The 17,929-nt window shown below is 72.4% G+C and carries 19 protein-coding genes; 15 read left to right on the top strand and 4 right to left on the bottom strand.

Annotated features, from left to right (window positions below; genetic code table 11):
* Position 1: 1 nt before the first annotated feature.
* A complete protein-coding gene (gene rpsL / locus ACLJTM_RS00675; RefSeq protein WP_007265893.1) occupies positions 2 to 373 on the bottom strand; it encodes a 30S ribosomal protein S12 in 372 nt (123 codons plus the stop codon).
* Positions 374 to 853: 480 nt separating this feature from the next.
* On the opposite strand from rpsL, the gene ACLJTM_RS00680 reads away from it, so the two are divergent.
* A complete protein-coding gene (locus ACLJTM_RS00680) occupies positions 854 to 3,340 on the top strand; it encodes a YfhO family protein (RefSeq protein ID WP_411101353.1) in 2,487 nt (828 codons plus the stop codon).
* Here the strand turns inward: ACLJTM_RS00680 and ACLJTM_RS00685 are convergent.
* The 3 genes from ACLJTM_RS00685 to ACLJTM_RS00695 all read right to left on the bottom strand — a co-directional run bounded on the left by ACLJTM_RS00685 (position 3,337) and on the right by ACLJTM_RS00695 (position 6,091).
* Complete coding sequence (locus ACLJTM_RS00685) at positions 3,337 to 4,284, bottom strand: tetratricopeptide repeat protein (protein WP_411101354.1); 948 nt, start codon at positions 4,282 to 4,284, stop codon at positions 3,337 to 3,339. The genes ACLJTM_RS00680 and ACLJTM_RS00685 overlap by 4 nt on opposite strands.
* A gap of 83 nt (positions 4,285 to 4,367) precedes the next feature.
* Positions 4,368 to 5,048, bottom strand: coding sequence for a hypothetical protein (locus tag ACLJTM_RS00690; protein WP_411101355.1), 681 nt, complete (start codon positions 5,046 to 5,048; stop codon positions 4,368 to 4,370).
* An 8-nt stretch (positions 5,049 to 5,056) separates the two neighbouring features.
* On the bottom strand, positions 5,057 to 6,091 hold the full coding sequence (locus tag ACLJTM_RS00695) for a peptidoglycan DD-metalloendopeptidase family protein (protein WP_411101356.1): 1,035 nt from the start codon (positions 6,089 to 6,091) through the stop codon (positions 5,057 to 5,059).
* Positions 6,092 to 6,265: 174 nt separating this feature from the next.
* On the opposite strand from ACLJTM_RS00695, the gene ACLJTM_RS00700 reads away from it, so the two are divergent.
* The 14 genes from ACLJTM_RS00700 (at position 6,266) to ACLJTM_RS00765 (ending at position 17,919) form a co-directional block, all read left to right on the top strand.
* The gene (locus ACLJTM_RS00700; RefSeq protein ID WP_411101357.1) at positions 6,266 to 6,817 is read left to right on the top strand and encodes a DUF6668 family protein; all 552 of its coding nucleotides are present in this window, start codon (positions 6,266 to 6,268) and stop codon (positions 6,815 to 6,817) included.
* Positions 6,818 to 6,840: 23 nt separating this feature from the next.
* Positions 6,841 to 7,083 carry a hypothetical protein gene (locus ACLJTM_RS00705; protein ID WP_411101358.1) on the top strand — a complete coding sequence of 81 codons (243 nt, stop codon included), beginning with the start codon at positions 6,841 to 6,843 and terminating at the stop codon, positions 7,081 to 7,083.
* Between the two features lie 169 nt (positions 7,084 to 7,252).
* On the top strand, positions 7,253 to 7,540 hold the full coding sequence (locus ACLJTM_RS00710; RefSeq protein WP_383922790.1) for a hypothetical protein: 288 nt from the start codon (positions 7,253 to 7,255) through the stop codon (positions 7,538 to 7,540).
* 15 nt (positions 7,541 to 7,555) lie between these two features.
* Positions 7,556 to 8,362 (top strand): hypothetical protein, encoded by an 807-nt coding sequence (locus tag ACLJTM_RS00715; RefSeq protein ID WP_411101359.1) that lies wholly within the window; start codon positions 7,556 to 7,558, stop codon positions 8,360 to 8,362.
* On the top strand, positions 8,352 to 9,575 hold the full coding sequence (locus tag ACLJTM_RS00720; RefSeq protein ID WP_411101360.1) for a hypothetical protein: 1,224 nt from the start codon (positions 8,352 to 8,354) through the stop codon (positions 9,573 to 9,575). The genes ACLJTM_RS00715 and ACLJTM_RS00720 overlap by 11 nt, the downstream gene beginning before the upstream one ends.
* A gap of 81 nt (positions 9,576 to 9,656) precedes the next feature.
* Positions 9,657 to 9,899 carry a hypothetical protein gene (locus tag ACLJTM_RS00725; RefSeq protein ID WP_411101361.1) on the top strand — a complete coding sequence of 81 codons (243 nt, stop codon included), beginning with the start codon at positions 9,657 to 9,659 and terminating at the stop codon, positions 9,897 to 9,899.
* A 200-nt stretch (positions 9,900 to 10,099) separates the two neighbouring features.
* Positions 10,100 to 10,345, top strand: a complete 246-nt coding sequence (locus tag ACLJTM_RS00730; RefSeq protein WP_411101362.1) for a hypothetical protein — start codon at positions 10,100 to 10,102, stop codon at positions 10,343 to 10,345.
* Between the two features lie 203 nt (positions 10,346 to 10,548).
* A complete protein-coding gene (locus tag ACLJTM_RS00735) occupies positions 10,549 to 11,400 on the top strand; it encodes a zeta toxin family protein (RefSeq protein WP_411101363.1) in 852 nt (283 codons plus the stop codon).
* Positions 11,401 to 11,416: 16 nt separating this feature from the next.
* Positions 11,417 to 11,662: a hypothetical protein gene (locus ACLJTM_RS00740; protein ID WP_411101364.1), complete on the top strand. Its 246-nt coding sequence runs from the start codon at positions 11,417 to 11,419 to the stop codon at positions 11,660 to 11,662.
* A complete protein-coding gene (locus tag ACLJTM_RS00745; RefSeq protein WP_411101365.1) occupies positions 11,659 to 12,717 on the top strand; it encodes a zeta toxin family protein in 1,059 nt (352 codons plus the stop codon). Before ACLJTM_RS00740 ends, ACLJTM_RS00745 begins: the two co-directional genes overlap by 4 nt.
* 63 nt (positions 12,718 to 12,780) lie before the next feature.
* The gene (locus ACLJTM_RS00750; protein WP_411101366.1) at positions 12,781 to 14,274 is read left to right on the top strand and encodes an SCO6880 family protein; all 1,494 of its coding nucleotides are present in this window, start codon (positions 12,781 to 12,783) and stop codon (positions 14,272 to 14,274) included.
* Between the two features lie 41 nt (positions 14,275 to 14,315).
* Positions 14,316 to 15,779 carry an ATP/GTP-binding protein gene (locus ACLJTM_RS00755; RefSeq protein WP_411101367.1) on the top strand — a complete coding sequence of 488 codons (1,464 nt, stop codon included), beginning with the start codon at positions 14,316 to 14,318 and terminating at the stop codon, positions 15,777 to 15,779.
* On the top strand, positions 15,776 to 17,542 hold the full coding sequence (locus ACLJTM_RS00760; protein ID WP_411101368.1) for a type IV secretory system conjugative DNA transfer family protein: 1,767 nt from the start codon (positions 15,776 to 15,778) through the stop codon (positions 17,540 to 17,542). Before ACLJTM_RS00755 ends, ACLJTM_RS00760 begins: the two co-directional genes overlap by 4 nt.
* Positions 17,539 to 17,919 (top strand): DUF4913 domain-containing protein, encoded by a 381-nt coding sequence (locus tag ACLJTM_RS00765; RefSeq protein ID WP_411101369.1) that lies wholly within the window; start codon positions 17,539 to 17,541, stop codon positions 17,917 to 17,919. The genes ACLJTM_RS00760 and ACLJTM_RS00765 overlap by 4 nt, the downstream gene beginning before the upstream one ends.
* Positions 17,920 to 17,929 lie beyond the last annotated feature (10 nt).

Raw genomic sequence — 17,929 nt, forward strand, 5'->3', positions numbered from 1 at the left:
CTTACTTCTCCTTCTTGGCGCCGTAGCGGCTGCGGGCCTGCTTGCGGTTCTTGACAGCCTGGGTGTCAAGCGCACCGCGGATGATCTTGTAACGAACACCCGGCAGGTCCTTCACACGGCCACCACGCACGAGCACGATGGAGTGCTCCTGCAGGTTGTGTCCCTCACCCGGAATGTAAGCGGTGACCTCGATGCCGGAGGTCAGACGCACACGCGCGACCTTACGGAGCGCCGAGTTCGGCTTCTTCGGGGTGGTCGTGAACACACGCGTGCAGACGCCACGACGCTGGGGCGAAGCCTCAAGCGCGGGGGTCTTTGTCTTCTCGACCTTGTCCTGCCGGCCCTTCCGGACCAGCTGCTGGATCGTAGGCACTACTTCTCCGGTTTCTGTGTGCCGTGTAGTGAAGCTAACCTGGAACATTTGCCGACCCACGCGGTCGGGTGTGTCGGATCCGGCGGACCTCCGCGTAAGCACGGAAACGCATGGATCGCGGTGGCCGACTCGGCTCGCATGCGGTTGATGGACACGCACAGGAGCCCAGGCACACCCCAGGCACAAGGTCTGAGCGTACCCATCGCATCCACTCCGGTCAAAACAAAGGCCTGGCCGCGGGCCCGCGAAGATCCCCGCGACCCGTGCGCCGCACGGGCGACACCCGGGTGCGGCCCCTCCGCCGGGCCACTGTGGCACGGACGTGCTATGGGGCGGCGGCGCGCCGCCGCCCGGCCTCCCCCCTTTCGGGTCCCCCTACGAACCTTCGTGCCCCGCCGCGGCAGCCCCTGTGACCAGGCCCGGGGCCCTAAACTGCCGAACGTTTCAGCCCAAACGGCACGACCAGCAGGGAGCGCGACATTGGGGACGGTCACCCCGCGGACGGCGACGACCGGCAGCCCGCCCTCCGAAGGCCGCGACCTGCGCCCGCCGCGCCCCCGGCGCCCGCGGACCGCCCGCACCCGGCTGTACGGTCCCCTGCTGGCCTTCCTGCTCACCGCAGCCGCCTTCTGCTCGGCCTGGGCCGCCCGCGGCGCCCACCCCTTCGGTCCGGCCGGGCGGGCCGTCAACGACCAGGCGAACCAGTACGTCCCCTTCCACCGGGCCCTGTGGGACCTGGCCCACGGCGAGGCCTCCGGCGACCTGCTGTTCAGCTGGCGCGCCGGCTTCGGGCAGCAGTTCCTCTCGGACTTCCACACCTACCTCGGCAACCCCTTCTCCTGGCTGGCCGTCCTCGTCCCGCGCGCCCACGTCGACCTGGCCGTCTTCGCGGTCAGCCCGCTCACCATGGGCGCGGCCGCCGCCGTGATGACGGTGTACCTCGGCAAGCTGCACCCGGGACCCTGGTGGCAGCGCGGGGTGCTCGGCGCCTGCTACGGCCTGTGCGGCTGGGCGCTCAGCGACGCCTCGTACATCCCCATGTGGCTCTGGGGCCTGGTCGCCCTGCCGATGCTCGGGATCGCCGTCGAGTGGTGCCTGGAGGAGCGCCGCTGGACGGGCGCCGCCCTGCTCGTCGCCCTCGCCTGGTACGGGAACTTCTACACCGCGATGATGGCCACGATGGCCGCCTGCATCCTGCTGGCCGTCCGCCTGGCCACCCTCGGCATGACGGGCCCCGCACGGCTGAGGGCCTCCGGGCGGGCTGCATCGGCCGCCCTGACCGGGATCGCGCTGACCCTGCCCCTGCTGCTGCCGTCCTTCCTGTCCAGTGGCGCCGCCCAGCCCACCCGGGCGGCCGCCTTCGACCCGGTGCGGATCGACACCTTCCTCACCGGCCTGCTCCCGGCCACCCACCTGTGGGGCGGCAGCCCGCGGCTGTACGTGGCCTCGCTCGGCCTGATCCTCGCCGGGTCCTTCGTCCTCAACGGCGCCGTGCCCCGGCGGACCCGCCTGGTGTGGACGGCCGCGGCGCTGCTCGTCCTCGCCTCCTTCCAGTTCCCGCCGACGCAGTACCTGTGGCACGGCCTGGCGGTCCCCAACGGCAACCCGTACCGCGAGACCTTCGTGTTCAGCGGCCTGGTGGTGGTCCTCGCCTGGCTGGCCCTGGCCCACCGGCCGCGCCCGCCGCACCTGGCCCTGGCCGCGGCCCTCCTGGTCGGGGCGACGGCCGCGCTCTCGCGCACCGACGACTTCGGCGGCTGGACCTGGCCGGCCGTCCTCGGCGGCGGGGCGCTCTCCCTGCTCGCCCTGACGCTGCTCGCGCTCGGCGGGCGCCACCGCGTCCTGGTGCCCCTCGCGGCCGGCCTGATGGCCGCGGTCGTCCTTGCCGAGTCCACGGTCGCCGCCGCGGGCGCCGACGCCCGCCGGTCCCGGGAGCGCTGGGCCAAGCCGGCGGTCACCTCGTCCCCGTCCATCGCCCGCCACGCCGCTGCCGCCCGCGCCGCCGACGGCTGGCCCGCCCGCCGCACCGACTCGGGCGCGCCGCAGACCTCGTACAACGACGCCCTCGCCCTGCGCGCACAGGGGCCGCAGTACTACAGCAGCTACCTGCCGGCGGCCACCTTCCAGGCGCTGGAGCCGCTCGGCTACGGCTACAAGAACGACGGCCGCACCTTCTTCGGCGCCGACGACCCGGTGCTCGACGCGATCTTCTCGATCGGGGCCCGGGTCCGCCCGGGCGGCGCCCCCGGCACCTGGACGGCCACCACCTTCCCCGCCCCGCCGCTGGTCACGGTCCGCCCGGCCCCGTACACCTCGCCCAATCCGCGGGACAGCGTCTACGCCCGGCAGGAGGACGTACTCGGCGCCACCGTGCACCAGGTCCCGCAGGTCATCCGCCGGGGCACCGCCACCCGCCAGGACTACGCCGCCCGCTGCACCCCCGGCGCCGAGGCCTACTGGTACTCCCCCGCCCTCTACGGCACCGTCGCCGCCGGGGGCGCCGAGACGGCCCTGCGGGGCCGGGCCACGGGCGTCCGGCGGATCGGCACGGTCCCCGCCTCGGGCCGGCTCGACGTCACGGTCAGGACCGCCGCCCGGGGCGCCACGGCCGGCCGGCACCCCCTCGGCTGCCTGGACCGCGCCGCGCTCGACGCGGCCGTACGCCGCCTCACGGCCACCGGTGCCACCCGCGTCACCGCGTCCGGGCACACCCTGGCCGCCACCCTCCCGAAGGGCGCCGCCGGCACGGCCGTCATCGCCACCACCGCCGTCCCCGGCTGGCACTGCTCGGCCCCGGCCGGCAGCTTCCACGGGCTCCTCGCCATGCGGCTGCCCGCGGGCGCCACCACCGTGTCGTGCACCTTCACCCCGCGGGGTCTCACCCCCGGCCTCGCGGCGGCCGCCCTGGCCCTCCTCGCCCTGGCCTCGGCCACCACCGCCTCGCTGCGCCGCCGGCGCAGCGCTTAACCGGCCGCCGCCCGCGCCTCCAGGCGGCGCATCCGGGCCCGGGCGGACTCCAGCTGCGCCGCGTCCGCCAGGGGCTGGGCGGACCAGAGCGCGATCAGCTCGTGCCCCAGCCGTATGCCCTCGGCGGGGTCGGTGACCTTGAGCCAGGCCGCGGCGGCGTTCAGGACGCTCTGCACGGCCTGCGGATCGTTGCGGCCGCTGCGGATGCGGGCGATCTCAAGGGAGCTGTGGAAGGCCCGGCGGTTGTCTCCCGCCACGAAGGCGACGTACGCGTTCAACTCGCGCAGCTGCAGCACCTCGGGCGACTCCCAGCCCAGGCTCTCGGCCGCCGCGTTCACGCTCTGCTGCGCAAGGGTCGCGGCCCATTCGATGCGGCCGGCGCGGAGCGCCTCCTGGATCCGCGCTCCGGGGCCGGCGACCAGGTCGTCCGCGGCCCGGTCCGTCCCGGCAGGCGCCCCGGTCACCGGCACCGGGGAGGGCGGGGGCACCGGCGTGGCAGGGGGCGGGGGCGCCGGGACGGCCTGGGGCGCCGGACGGGGCGCGGGCTCGGGTGCGGGCTCGGGTGCGGGCGCCGCGACGGGAAGGGGGTCCCGGGCGGGTACCGGCGCGGGCGGCGGCGGCGCGGGCGCCTCCGGCCCGGGCGTCCGGGCGGCCGCGGGCTCGAAACCGGCCGCGGGCTCCGCACCGGCCGCCGGGACGGCGCCGGGAAGCGGTTCGGGGTGGGCGGTGAGCCGGCTGGAGCCGTCCTCCAGCACCTGGATCCGTACGACGTGGGCGATGCGCTCGTCCCACACCGTGGCCAGAACCGGCGCACCGCCGGACAGCACCTGCCGGTGGAGGTAGTCCAGGACGGCGTCCTGGAGCTCTTCCCCGACGCCCGCGACGACGGGCCGGCCCGCCACTTCCGCGTAACCGGCGCCGGTGATCCGTACGTCCACGGACACGGGGGCCGCGTGGGCGGGAGGCGAGTCCGGCTCCGCCTTCCGGCTCCGGCGACTGAATAGGGACATGGATTCCTCGGCTCTGCTCAGCGTGCGGGTGGGGAAGAGGACGGCGGGACGGCGGCAGGCGGGACGGCGGCAGGAGTCACCGTGACCCCGGCGACCTTCCACCCCGCCGGCCCGGTCAGGGTCAGCTTCACCACGGCGGTCAGCCGCGGCCCGGGGCCCGTCCAGCCGTCACGGCCGTGGGCCGTGCCGTCGACGTAGAAGGTCTGGAAGGAAGCACCGGGCGTGCCGGCCGGCCCCTGCTCGTCCTCGTCGGCGGTGATCTCCAACGTCGTCCACGCCCGGTGCTCCGCCCACGTCGCCCACTCCGAGCCGCTGCCCGCGCCGGGCCGGTAGTCGCGCTCGGCGTTCGCCTGCTCCTCGGTGAGATAGGGCAGTGCCCGGAGGTTCGCGTCCTGCGGCCCGCTGTCGTACGCGGTGTCGTACCCGTAGGCCGTCGCCAGCCAGGCACGGGCCACCGCGCTCGGATCGGCGGGGTCCGGCGCCGGGACGGGCTGCACCTTCGCCTGGGCGTCGAGCGGCTTGCCCGGCGGCACCGGGGCCTTGACCGGGAAGGTCTCGGCCACCGACGGCTCCACCGGGCCGGCGGCCTTGTCGTCCCTGAGGTCGCGCAGGCCGCAGCCCGTCAGGAGTGCGGCGGCCGCCGCGGTGGCGAGCAGCGCGCCGAGGGCTCTGCGCACGGTGGTCGTCTCCTTCCTCACCTGCCCGCTCACCTGCCGATCCAGGGGGCGGGGTTCACGTACTGGCCGTTCTGCTGGACCTCGAAGTGGAGGTGGGCGCCCGTGGAATAGCCGGTCGATCCGACGAGCCCGACCACGGTCCCGACCCCCACCTGCGCTCCGACGCCGACGTTCAGGGCGGACATGTGGTTGTAGGTCGTCGATATCTGCGCGCCGCCGATGGAGCCGTGGGAGATGATGACGCGGTTTCCGTAGGCGGGGTTCCAGCCGGCGAAGGTGACGGTGCCCTCCCTGGCCGCCAGCACCGGATTGCCTTCGCCGACGCCGAAGTCCATGCCCGTGTGCAGCTTGTGGACGCCCGTCACCGGGTGCACGCGCATCCCGTAGGGCGAGGTCACCGGAGGGTTGCCGCGTACCGGCATGGCCATCTGGCGGCCCGCGGGGATGGTGCCCGAGCCGGGGTCGGTCGCGATCGCCGTGTACTTCGCCATGGCGTTCTTGATGGCGACGACGTAGCCCTGGGTCTCGCGGTAGGGCGGTATGCCGCCGTACTTCTCGATGGCGCCCGGTCCCGCGTTGTAGGCGGCGAGGGCGAGGTCGAGGGTGGGACCGCTGGCGATGCCGCGCTCCTTGTAGCGCTCGACGTCCCGGGCGAGGGCGCAGTCGTAGCGCCCCTGGGCCATGATCGCGTCCCCGGGGTCGAACGGGTCTATCCGGCCGTTGCCGTCGTCGTCCTTGCCCCAGCCGGCCCAGGTGCCGGGCATGAACTGGGACAGGCCCTGCGCGCCCACGGGCGAGGTCCGGCCGTTAATCCAGCCCGACTCGGCCTCGATCTGGGCCGCGATGACGGGCGGGGTGATGGTGGGGCAGATCGAGCCCGCCTTCAGCACCCATGTCACGTACTCCGGGGGGACGTTCTTCGGGTTCAACGCCCCTCCCCCGGCCGTCAGTCCGGTATCGGCCCCGCCGCCGCTCACTCCCACGAACAGGACGAAGGGCATCATGACGACTGCAACTGCGGCGCCGGCCACCCACATGGCCGCGCCGCCCCCCTCTTCGGACATCGCTCCCCCGTCGACATGTTCCAATGCCGTTGACCCGTGCGCGTCTCCTGGGGGGCCGCCCGGCCGAGAGTCACGAGACTGTCACAAACAATCCCCAGGGATTCGCACTAAGTTGTCGGTGCAGGACGCTACGCGAGTTGGCGGGCGGGCGTCGACGCGGGGGGAGACAAAGGCATGACGCAAAGGACACCAGCCGGACCGGAGATCTGGATCCGGGGGCCGGTCGGTTCGGCGGCGGCGCCGGCCGAAACCTCCACCGGATTTCCACAGCCGGTCCCCGGCACGGGACTTACCGCCCCCGCAGCTGTCGCGCACCCCTCGTCCTTCAGCTGGATGAACGCCCACGGGGGCGCTGGGGCGACCACGCTGGCCACGGTGTTCGGCGGAAACGACGCCGGATCGCAGTGGCCCGACCCGGCGGCCGGTGCGTCCGGAGAGGTCCTCCTCGTGGCCCGCACGCATGCGTCCGGGCTTCGGGCGGTGTCACAGGTACTGGATATGATCCGACGGAATGAACAGCCGTCAGGAGTCATCCTCAAGGCCGTTGTTCTCGTAGCCGACGCACCCGGCCGCCTGCCACCGGAACTGGCCAAGCGCATCAAGGTGATCGGCTCGGTCGTCGAGGTCCACCGGGTGCCGTGGACACCGGCCTGGCGCATGGGCGACCTGTCGGGCCCCGTCCCGCGAGAGACGTCGAAACTGTCCAAATTGATCAACAGTCGGTGACGGCCACCGAGAGGGGAAACACAGTGGAGTTGATACTCGCCGTCGGCCAAGACGTTACCGGCCCCCTCAACCAGATCCTCGGCTGGATGGCCTGGCTCGTGTCCGTAGCCGGCGTCTTCGGCGTCCTGATCGTCGGCACCCGCATGGCGATGGCACTGCGCTCGGGCAACGGGGACGAGCACCTCACCCAGCTGGCCACCGTCCTGGGCGCCTGCATCATCGGCGCCACGGCAGGCCCGATCGTGGCGTTCCTGCTGTCCGGCTGAAGCCGTACCGCCGACGGAGTATGTTCCGGACCGGTCACGAGCCGGACCCGAGCGATCGATTCATGGGCCATTCCTGCCATGATGCCGTCGGCCGTTGGCCGTTGACGCTCAATGCCGTTGAAATTTCGACCAATTGGTCGGTGTAGAAGATCACCCAGGGGGATTCACCATGCTCAGCAAGGTCCGTGACGCAGCCGTCATTCTCGCGGCGGACGTCCCGAAGCCCGGAATGAACGCCCCGCCGGAGCTCACCACGAAGGTGAACAACGTCCTCGGCATCGTCGCCTGGGCGGGCACCGCGGCCGGCGTGGCCGGCGTCCTGATCACCGGAGCGATGATGGCGATATCCATGCGCCGCGGTGAGGGCTCCGAGCACATGGGACGCCTCGGCATGGTCCTGGGCGGCTGCGTCCTGGTCGCCACGGCCGGCCCGCTCGTCTCCTTCGTCTTCAACTAGTCCGGAGGCTGACCGATGAGGACTTCCGGAGGGTCCCGTGGCAACAGCGGTGAATGGGAGAAGCCGTTCTGGCAGCAGCGCGGCTGGCTGGTCTCCGCCGCGTTCCTGCTGTCGATGCTGCTCGTCGGCGGCATCGTCCTGCTGACCGGGGAAGACTCGAACAACAACAACACCGGGCAGCCCGAGGCGTCCACGCCGGCGGCGAGTGGCGCTCCTGCCTCCACTCCCCCGGCCGGAGCGCCCTCCGGCTCGACGGAAGGCCGCCCGGCGGGGTGCAGCACGAACGACAGTGACCAGAACGTCCCCAAGCAGGGCCCGGCAGACCTGAAGTGGAAGCAGTCGGACACCGACCTGCTCCCGGTGTCGGAGACGGCCGGCCCGCGCAAGTACGACGGACCCCTCTGGTCCTGCTACGCCCACACCCCGATGGGCGCCGTGCTCGCGGCACACAGCATCTCCACCCACTTCACCGGACCCCGGTGGCGCGAGGTGGCCGAGCAGCAGATGGCGCGCGGCGCCGGCCGCGACGAGTTCATCAAGCGGCGCGGGGCCCAGGCCGCCGACCAGACCGAGAAGGGCGCCCCGGGTAGCCAGGGCACCTACGTGGGCTTCAGCGTCCTGAGCTACTCCCCGACCCAGGCCACCGTCATGCTGCTGCTCCAGCTGCCCGAGAAGGGCTACGTGTCGGGAACGACGTCCGTGGTCTGGGAAGACGGGGACTGGAAGCTCCGTCCCACGCTCACCGGTTCGCTCCTCGAAGGCATGGCGCCGGTGGACGGAACGGACGGCTTCGTCGTCTGGGGGGGCGGGAATGGCAGTTAACCTGCCGAGTCCGGGCGACATCAAGGACTGCGCGCTCCATCCGCTCAAGTGCGGCGGGAAGGTCGTGGAGAAGGTCGGCGGTTCTGTCGCCGACGGCGCTGTCGGCGCTTTCGCCGAGGCCATCGGCAAGGCGGTCGGCGAGATCCTCAAGACCCTCAACGGTGTCTGGCTGAAGGTCGGCAACGGCACCTCGCTCAACCCCGAGAAGGGCACCGGGGTGGACGCCATCGTGGGCGAGACGGGCTGGATCGTCGGCTACGTCGCCGTCGCGTCCGTCCTCCTCGCCGCATTCCGGATGGCCTACGAGCGCAAGGGCCAGTCCATGCAGCAGGCGTTCATGGGCATGTGGAAGGTCATCCTCGTCAGCGCCATGGCCCCGGTCATCGCGCAGTCCCTCTACACGGCCTCCGACGCCTATGCCGAGGAGGTCTACAAGAAGGCCAGTCTCGGGGACAGCGCCGAGAAGATCGTGGGCTTCGCCGCACTGGAGAGCCCGGGCACGATCATCATCTTCGGCATCCTCGTCATGCTGTCCAGCTTCATCCAGATCATCCTGATGTACATCAGGCTGGGCGTGCTGATCATGCTGATCGGCACCCTCCCGATCGCCGCCGCGTCCTCGATGACGGGCTGGGGCGAGGGCTGGTGGAAGAAGCACATCGGCTGGACCACCGCGTGGCTCCTCTACAAGCCGGCCGCCGCACTGATCATCTACTCCGCGACATCGATGACCAAGGACGAGAAGAGCCTGGACAGCGTGATCGCCGGCATGGGGATGCTGATCCTCTCCGTCTTCGCCCTGCCCGCTCTGCTCAAGCTGGTCGTCCCCGCGACGGCCGCGCTGGGCGGCACGTCCGGCGGAACCGTCGCGATGAACGTCGCGAACAACATCGCCTCCGGCGCCGTCAGCATCGCCAGTGGCGCTGGTGGCGGAGGCGGCGGCGGAGGCGGTGGCTCCACCGGCGGAGGCGGCGGTGGTGGCGGAGGCGGCCCGCAGGGCTCGCCTTCGGCAGGCGCCGGATCCTCGGCGAGCGGCGCCGGCGCCGGCGGAGGCGCGGGGGCGGCCGCCGGTGGCGGCGCCGCCGCGGCAGCAGGCCCGGCGGGCGTCGCGGTCCAGGCCGCCGTCGTGGTCGCCCAGGCGGGCATCGCCGCCGCGCAGGAAGTCGCCGGCTCGCTGGACGACAACGACGGTATGAAGGGCCACAACCAGTAGTCCTGGACGGTGGGGGCGCGCGGCCGCGCGTCCCCACCTCCGGAGCCCGGAAGCCCGGACGCCCGCACGAAAGGAACACCGATGACGGAAAAGCCCTCCCTGCGCGCCTACCTCAAGCGCTACGCCCAAGGCGGGATCCCCCGCGAAGAGATGCTCGCAGCCGTCGCCGCATGGGATTTCGAGGAACAGGTGCGGGACGAGCTCGTCATCGAGCCCATGCACCAGGACAACACGTTCGCGGTGGTCTACAGCGCCGCCGCGATCGGGCAGATCACGGACGGCGACATCGACGAGATCGAACGGCGCATCGACGCCCGCGGCTGACCGCACCGGCACGGCCGGTGCATTGATCGGAGAAGGATGCTGGAGGACACGCGGCACGCCGAGACCACCCCCGGCGCGCCCCAACCGGACGGCTCCGCACCGCCCCGGGCGCTGCCACCCGCGGCGCAGACGCCCGCCCCCGACTCTCGGCCGCACCCCGCCCGCGCCCGGCTGCATCCCCTGACCCGAAGGAACCACCGATGACCGAGAAGCCCTCCCTGCGGACCTACCTCAAGCGCTACGCACAAGGCGGCATCCCGCGCGAGGAGATGCTCACGGCGGTAGCCGCGTGGGACTTCGAGGAAGAGGTCTGGGACGAGCTGGTCATCGAGCCCACCCACCAGGACAACACCTTCAGCGTGCTAAGAGGCGGTGTGCTGCAAGGACGCATCACCCAGGTCGACTTCGAGGAGATCATGCGCCGTCGCGGAGCGTACGGCACATGATCGACGAGTACCGGCAGCTCTATCAGGAGATACAGCGGCGCATGGCACGAGGGGGTGACCTCTCGCCCGGGCCGCTGGACACACAGGCCGCATTCGGGCAGAGCGCCGAGTGGGACCGGTCTCGTATGCGCATGCAGGCAGAAGTCCTGGAGCGCTTCAAGGCTGAAAACGCCCACCTTCCTCGCGGCGGTCGCGCCGTGTTGATGACAGCTGGTGCACCCGGAGCCGGCAAGGGCTTCGCCCAGGGGAACCTCGACACCTGGCAGAACGACAACACCGAGCTGGGTCGTCGACTGGCAGCCGCCCATGGCCTGGACCTCAAGGACTACGTCGTCCTGAACCCCGACGACTTCAAGCAAGCCCTCTTTGAGGCCGGTGGGCTCCCCAGGCTCGATCCTGAAGCGATGACCCTGCCCTTCGGACGGGAACTCACCCCGGCCGAACTCTCCGGGCTCCTCCACCGCGAGGCGTCCTCCGTCCGGGACCAGTTCGAGGAGTGGGCGCGGGACGGAGGTTACAACCTCCTCTACGACGCCACGCTTGCCAACCAGACGGACGCCGCCAGGCTGCTCTCCGGCCTCCGCGACGAGCACTACGAGCAGCGCGTCATCCTCTCCGTCGAGGTCCCACGCGAACAATCACTCGCCCAGAACGCGAACCGCTGGTATGAGGGCCGGGTCTTGTACGAACAGGGCCGCGACAGCTACGGCGGGCGCATGTCCCCCGACCAGATGATCGAAGCCCTCTACAACAAGACCACCACTGGATCAGGCCGCTCCATCGGCCGCGAGAACGCCGAGAAGCTGGCAGACCAAGGCCTCGCCACCGGCCTGATCACCTCGGACCGCGGCACCTTCCCCGTTCAGACGAACGCACCTACCGGCGCACTCGCCCAGGCACCCGCCTTCCAACGGGGTGACACCCGGATGACCATCGCCGCCGCCGGCCGCCTCCGCTCCACCCAGGGCACCGCCGCCCGCACCGCGCCCCCGGCGCACGCAGCCGCCCCCCGACTTCCCGGCCAGACCCCACCCGCGCCCGGCCGCGCCCGCTGAACCGAAGGAGCCACCGATGACCGAGAAGCCCTCCCTGCGCGCCTACCTCCAGCGCTACGCCCAAGGCGGCATCCCCCGCGAGGAAATGCTCGCCACCGTCGCCGCCTGGGACTTCGAAGCGGACGACTTCGACCCCGAGCACATCGAGCCCACGCACCAGGACAACACCCTGAAGGTGCTTTCCGGTGCTGCCCTGCTCGGGGACATCACCGACGAGGACTACGAAGAGATCCACCGCCGACGCCGGCTGCGCTCGGCATGAACGACGTCTACCAGCACCTGTACCAGGAGCTGCAACGCCGCATGGGCCCGGGCGGCGACCTGTCGCCGGGAAGCCGCCACACCACCTACGCGGTCCACACAACCAACGACGAGTGGACCCGCGAGCGGCGTCAGCTCCAGCGCGCCGTCTTGGAGCAGTTCAAGGAGAAGTACGGTGACCGCCCCCGCGACGGCCGGGCCGTCCTGCTCACGGCAGGCGCCCCGGGCGTGGGCAAGGGCACGGCGCAGACCAACCTCGGGGAATGGCAGCGGCAGGATTCCGATCTCGGACGGGCTCTGGCGGACGCCCACGGCGTGGACCTGAAGCACTACGTGCCGTTGGACCCCGACGAGTTCAAGGTCGCCATCTTCCAGCACGGGGGGCTCCCTGTGCTGGATGCCGAGCTCATGGCGCTCCCCCACGGCCGGCAGCTCTCGCCGTCCGAGATGGCGTCCCTCGTCCACGAGGAATCCGCTTTCCTCCAGGACAACTTCGAGGTGTGGGCCCGTGGCCAGGGCTACAACCTCCTCTACGACGCCACCCTCAAGAACCTGGACAAGAACGCCCGCCTCCTGGGGGAACTCGGCAGCGTCGGCTACGAGCAGCGCGTCATCCTCTCCGTCGAGGTGCCGCTCGAACAGTGCCTGGCCCAGAACGCCGAGCGCTGGCAGCGGGGCCGCATCGCGTACGAGAACGGCAAGGACCCGTACGGCGGCCGCATGGCCCCCGAAGCCATGATCAAAAACCTCTACGCCCAGAGCAGCACCGGCCGCGGCTACTCCATCGGCCGGGAGAACGCCGAGAAGCTCGCGGACAAGGGCCTCGCCACCGCGCTCATCACCACCGACCGCGGCGCCCTGGCTCCCACCGCGGCCGCCACGGCCCCCGCCCCCGCCGCCGCCTTCCAGCAGGGCGAGACCCGGATGACCATCGCCGCCGCCGGCCGCCTCCGCTCGGCCCAGGGCACCGCCGCCCCCGGCGGCACCCCGCCGGCCCGGACCGCCGTGCCCCAGGTGCCCCGCCAGACCCCGCCCGCCCCCGGCCGCGCCCGCTGAACCGCAGCCCGGACACCCCGCACCGAACACCCCGCACACCCGTGCGTCCCTGAAAGGAATCCCATGGCCACCGAATCCATGGCGCGGCCTACCTACGGAAACTGGCGGCGCCCCCGCAGGCCCGGTCTCGGGCCGCTCGGTCTGCTCGGGACCGTCGTCGCGTTCGGCGGGCTCGTGGTCGTCCTGCTCGCCTCCCTCGTCTCGCTCGGCACCGCCATCGGCGTGCTCATACCCCTCGCGCTCTTCGTCGCACCGCTGGCACTGCGCAGCGCCGACGGCCGGAACGTCTACCAGATGGTGGCCGTGCGGATCGGCTGGATGAAGCGCAAGGCCAACGGCTCGCACACGTACGTCTCCGGCCCACTGTCGCGGCGTACAGGCGGGCACTTCTCCCCGCCCGGCATGCTCGCCCGGGTGAAGATGCTGGAGGGCCAGGACGCCTACGGCCGCTCCTTCGGGGTCCTGCACCACCCGGGCCGCAACCTCTACACCGTCGTCCTGGCCTGCGAGCCGGACGGAGGGTCCCTCGTCGATCCGCAGCAGGTCGACATCTGGGTGGCCTCCTGGGGCGACTGGCTGGCCCGGCTCTCCCACGAGCCCGGACTGCGCGGGGCGCAGGTCGTCGTCGAGACGGCGCCCGACACGGGGACCCGGCTCGCCGCCGAGGTCCTGCCGCGGATCGCGCCCGACGCCCCGCTCGCGGCCCGCGCGGTCATGGAGGAGGTCGTGGCCCGCTACCCGTCCGCGTCCTCCGAGATGCACACGTACATCGCCCTCACCTACGGAGCCATGCCCGGCCCGCGCCGCAAGCAGGACGACATCATCACCGACCTGTCGATGCGCCTGCCCTCCCTGCTGTCGGGCCTGGTCGCGGCCGGGGGCGGCTCCGCCTCCCCGATGTCGGCCGAGCAGATCTCGGAGATCGTGCGCGTCGCCTACGACCCGGCGATCGCCCCGGACATCCTCAACGTCCGTGCGGAGCACGGCTCCACGGGCGTCCAGTGGCACGACGCCGGTCCCGCCGCCGCGGTGGAGACCGTGGACGGGTACAAGCACGACTCGGGGGTCTCGCGGACCTGGATGCTGACGCTGGCCCCCCGCGGCACCGTCCGCTCCAGTGTGCTGCGCGGCCTGCTGGAGCCCGCGCAGGGCACCCGCCGCAAGCGGGTCTCGCTCGTCTACCGGCCCATCGACCCGGGCACCTCGGCCCGTATCGTCGAGGCCGACCGCCGCTCGGCCCACTTCATGGCGGGCTCCCAGCGCGGCCTGGTCCAGGCCCGCGCCGCGTCCGAGATGCGCGCCGCCGAGCAGACCGCCGCCGAGGAGGCGTCGGGCGCCGGCCTCGTCGAGTTCTCGATGATGGTCACGGTCACCGTCGCCGACGAGGAGCAGCTGGCGGACGCATCGATCACCGTGCGCAACCTCCAGGCGTCCTCCCGCATCCTGATGCGGCCCGCGGACCGCATGCAGGCGGCCGCGTTCACCTGCACCCTGCCGGTCGGCCTGCTGCCGTGGGAGCACACCCTCATCCCGTACCAGCTCAGGGAGACCCTGTGAGCACGAAGCAGCCCAGGGCCCCCCGGCCGCCCCGGAGCCCCATGACGCCGTCCCGCGGCTGGCCCGGCCCGGGCGGCGGCCAGGTCGCCCACATGGACCCGCCGTCGATGTGGCGGGCCACGACGGTGCAGGCGTGCGGGCTGTGGCCGTTCGCCGCGGGTTCCGGCGCGCCCATGACCGGCGTGCCCCTGGGGCAGCACCTGCACACCGGGGCGACGGTGTGCGGGGACCCGATCTCCTGGTTCACCCGGGCCCGCTACATCTCCAACCCGTCCCTGTTCATGCTGGGCATGCCGGGCCTGGGTAAGTCCACCCTGGTCAACCGGATGCTCATCGGCATGACGGCGACCGGGGTGGTCCCGTTGGTCCTCGGCGACCTGAAGCCCGACTACGCGGACACCGTACGGGCACTCGGCGGCCAGGTGATCTCCATCGGCCGCGGCGTCGGCGGGATCAACGTCCTCGACCCGGGCGCGATGGGCGAGGCCGCCGAGCGGATCGGCGGGGAAGCCGGGCGGGTGCTCCAGGCCGAGGCCCACGGCCGGGTCCTGAACATGGTCGCCGCGCTGATCACCATCATGCGCGGCCGCCCGATGGACGACCACGAGCAGTCGGTGCTGTCGGCCTGCCTGCACCACCTCAAGGAGCGGTCCACGCCGGGCCGGCCCCCGCTGCTGCCCGACCTCCTGCGGGTCCTCGACGAGGGCCCGGACCGGGTCCGCGCGGTCACTCTGGACCGGGGCAACCAGGAGCGGTACCAGGAGGCCGTCGACCCCCTGCACCGCTCACTGATCGGCATCCTGGACGGGCCCCTCGGCGACACCTTCGCCACGGAGACGTCCACCCGGATCAATCCCAACGCCCCCGCCGTGTGCGTGGACATCTCCCGCATCGGCGAGGCCGACACCCAGCTGACCGCCGCGGCGATGCTGGCCGCCTGGTCGGACGGGCTCGGCACCGTCGCCGCGGCGCACGCCCTGGCCGACGCGGGCCTGGCCCCGCAGCGCTGGTTCTTCACCGTCCTGGACGAGCTGTGGCGCCCGCTGCGCGCCGCCTCCGGCATCGTGGAGCGCATCGACGCCCTGACCCGCCTGAACCGCTCCCTCGGCTTGGGCGACGCCAAGATCACCCACACCCTCAAGGACGCCGAGGCGCTCGGCAGCGAGTCCGACCGGGCGAAGGCCCGCGGCTTCGTGGAGCGTGCCGGGATGGTGGTGTGCGCGGGGCTGCCGCGTACGGAGATGGAAGAGCTCGGCAAGGTCATCGGCATGTCCGAGCGGGAGATCGACCTGGTCTCGTCCTGGTCCTCCCCGCCGGGCTGGGCCAACCCCACCGCCAACTCCGAGCCTCCCGGCCGCGGCCGGTTCCTGATCAAGGTCGGCGGCCGGCCGGGCATTCCCATCAAGGTCGCCATCACGGAGACCGAGAAGAACCTGCACAACACCAACAACCGGTGGAGCGAGGCCGGCAAGGTGCCGCTGCTCAAGCCGAGGGAGGGCCAGTGACGGCCCGGACCCCCCGCAAGAAGGGCGGCGGCTCCGCCGAGGACCTGCTGCCCTGGCTGATCGTCGGGGTGGCCGCCGCCGTCTTCCTGGGCTTCCTGTCGGCCTGGCTGGGCGGCACGCTCGGCGCGGCCGCCGGCGGTGCCGGCTGGAACCCCCCGCCGTTCGCCCTGAGCACCCTCGCCACGCTGGTGCAGGAGGGCCCGGCAGCGCTCTGGCCCGGGGTGTCCGCCGCCGTGTCGGGCGCCGGCATCGCGGTGACCTTCGGCGTGCTCCTGGGGTTGGTGGTGGCCCTGGTCCTGCTGGTACGCAAGGGCCGCGGCAGCTCCGACGGCCTGGCCGGCCGCAAGGAGCTCGCCCCGCTGCTCCCCAAGGGCGCGGCAGCCCGCGCGCTCGAACTGCGCCCGCACCTGGCGAAGCTCACCCACGGCAGGCCCACCCCGGACGACACCGGGAACCTGCTGGGGAACCTGGAGCCCAACGGACCCGAGCTGCGCTCCAGCTACGAGGACGTGGAGCTGGACCTGATGGCCCCCCGGGCCGGCAAGTCCACCGGCATCGCCGTCCCCCGCGTCCTGCGCGCCCGCGGCAGCGTCCTGCTGACCTCGAACAAGTCGGACGTCTACAGCGTGACCCGCGCCGAACGCGAACGCGTCGGCCAGGTGTGGACGTTCGACCCGCAGGGCATCGCCCACACGCCCCGCGCCCTGTGGTGGGACATGCTCGCCGACGCCCGCGACATCGAAGGGGCACGCCGGCTCGCCGGCCACTTCGTGAGCGCCGTCAACGACGACTCCTCCAAACGGGACTTCTGGATCTCCGCCGCGCAGAACACCCTCACCGCCCTCTTCCACGCCGCCAGCAAGGGCGGCAAGGGCATCGACGAGGTCCTGGGCTGGCTGGCCGACCCCGCCGACCGCACCCCCGTCGACCTGCTGCGTGACGCGGGCATGACGGCCCTCGCCGAACAGCTGCGCGGCACCGTCCAGGGCGCCGTCGAAACCCGCGACGGCATCTACGAGACGGCCCGGCAGTGCGTGGCCTGCCTCCTCGACCCGCGGATCGCCGCCTGGGTCCGCCCGGATCCCGTCCTGCCCGAATTCCGTCCCGACCGGCACGTGCTGGGCACCGACACCCTCTACCTGCTGTCGAAGGACGGCGGCGGCTCCGCGGCCGGCGTGATCGCGGCCGTCGCGGACTCGGTGCTGAGGGCGGGCGTCCGCGCCGCCGAACGCATGGGAGGCCGGCTCGAACCCCCCATGACGGCCGTGCTCGACGAGGCAGCGAACGTCTGCCGGATCTCCGACCTCCCGGACCTGTACTCGCACCTCGGTTCGCGCGGCATCAACATCGTGACCCTGCTGCAGAGCTACCGGCAGGGGTCCCGCGTGTGGGGCGAGGCCGGCATGGACGCCCTGTGGGGCGCCTCCACCATCAAGCTGCTCGGCGCCGGGCTCGACGACGCCGACTTCGTGGAGAAGATCTCCCGGCTCGTCGGCGAGCAGGACGTCAGCACCGTCAGCTACTCCCGCAGCAAGGACGGCCGCACCCGTTCGACCTCGTACCGGCTGGAGCGGATCCTGCCCGCCGACCGCATCCGGGCCCTCCCCAAGGGCACCGCGCTCCTCCTGGCCACCGGCGTCCGGCCCGCCCTGATCCGGCTGCGCCCCTGGTACCTGGAACCGGGCGCGGACCGTATCCAGGCCGCGGCGAAGGCCGAAGTCCAGGCCATCACCACCCGCGCGGCACGGGAGCTGTCCCGGTGAGCACACCCGCCGGAGCCGGCCAGCCGCCGCCCTTCATCCTCTACCTGGACGGCCCGGAGTACGAGGAGGAACTGCAGCTGCTCGTCACCTGGGTCCACGCCCTGCTGCTCCCCGTCTACGGCCGGGAGACCACCTCGTCGGCGCCCTGGTGCCCGCGCTGGTGGGAGCACCTGGAGGCGGTGGCCCGCCTGCACGGCCTGTGGCTGGCCTGGCAGGAGCTCACGGACCCGGCAGCCGGGCCCAGCGGCCCCGCCCTCTGGCACCGCGACCACCTGGGCGCGGTCCTGGGCGAACTGCGCAGCCCGTCCGGGCCCTTCGCCGGATGCAAGGAAGGATCCCACCGGGCCAAGACGGCCCCGGTGGTCGAAGCGTTCTGACGACACGGAA

The organism is Streptomyces sp. cmx-4-9 (assembly GCF_046548835.1).
Classification (GTDB): Bacteria; Actinomycetota; Actinomycetes; order Streptomycetales; family Streptomycetaceae; genus Streptomyces.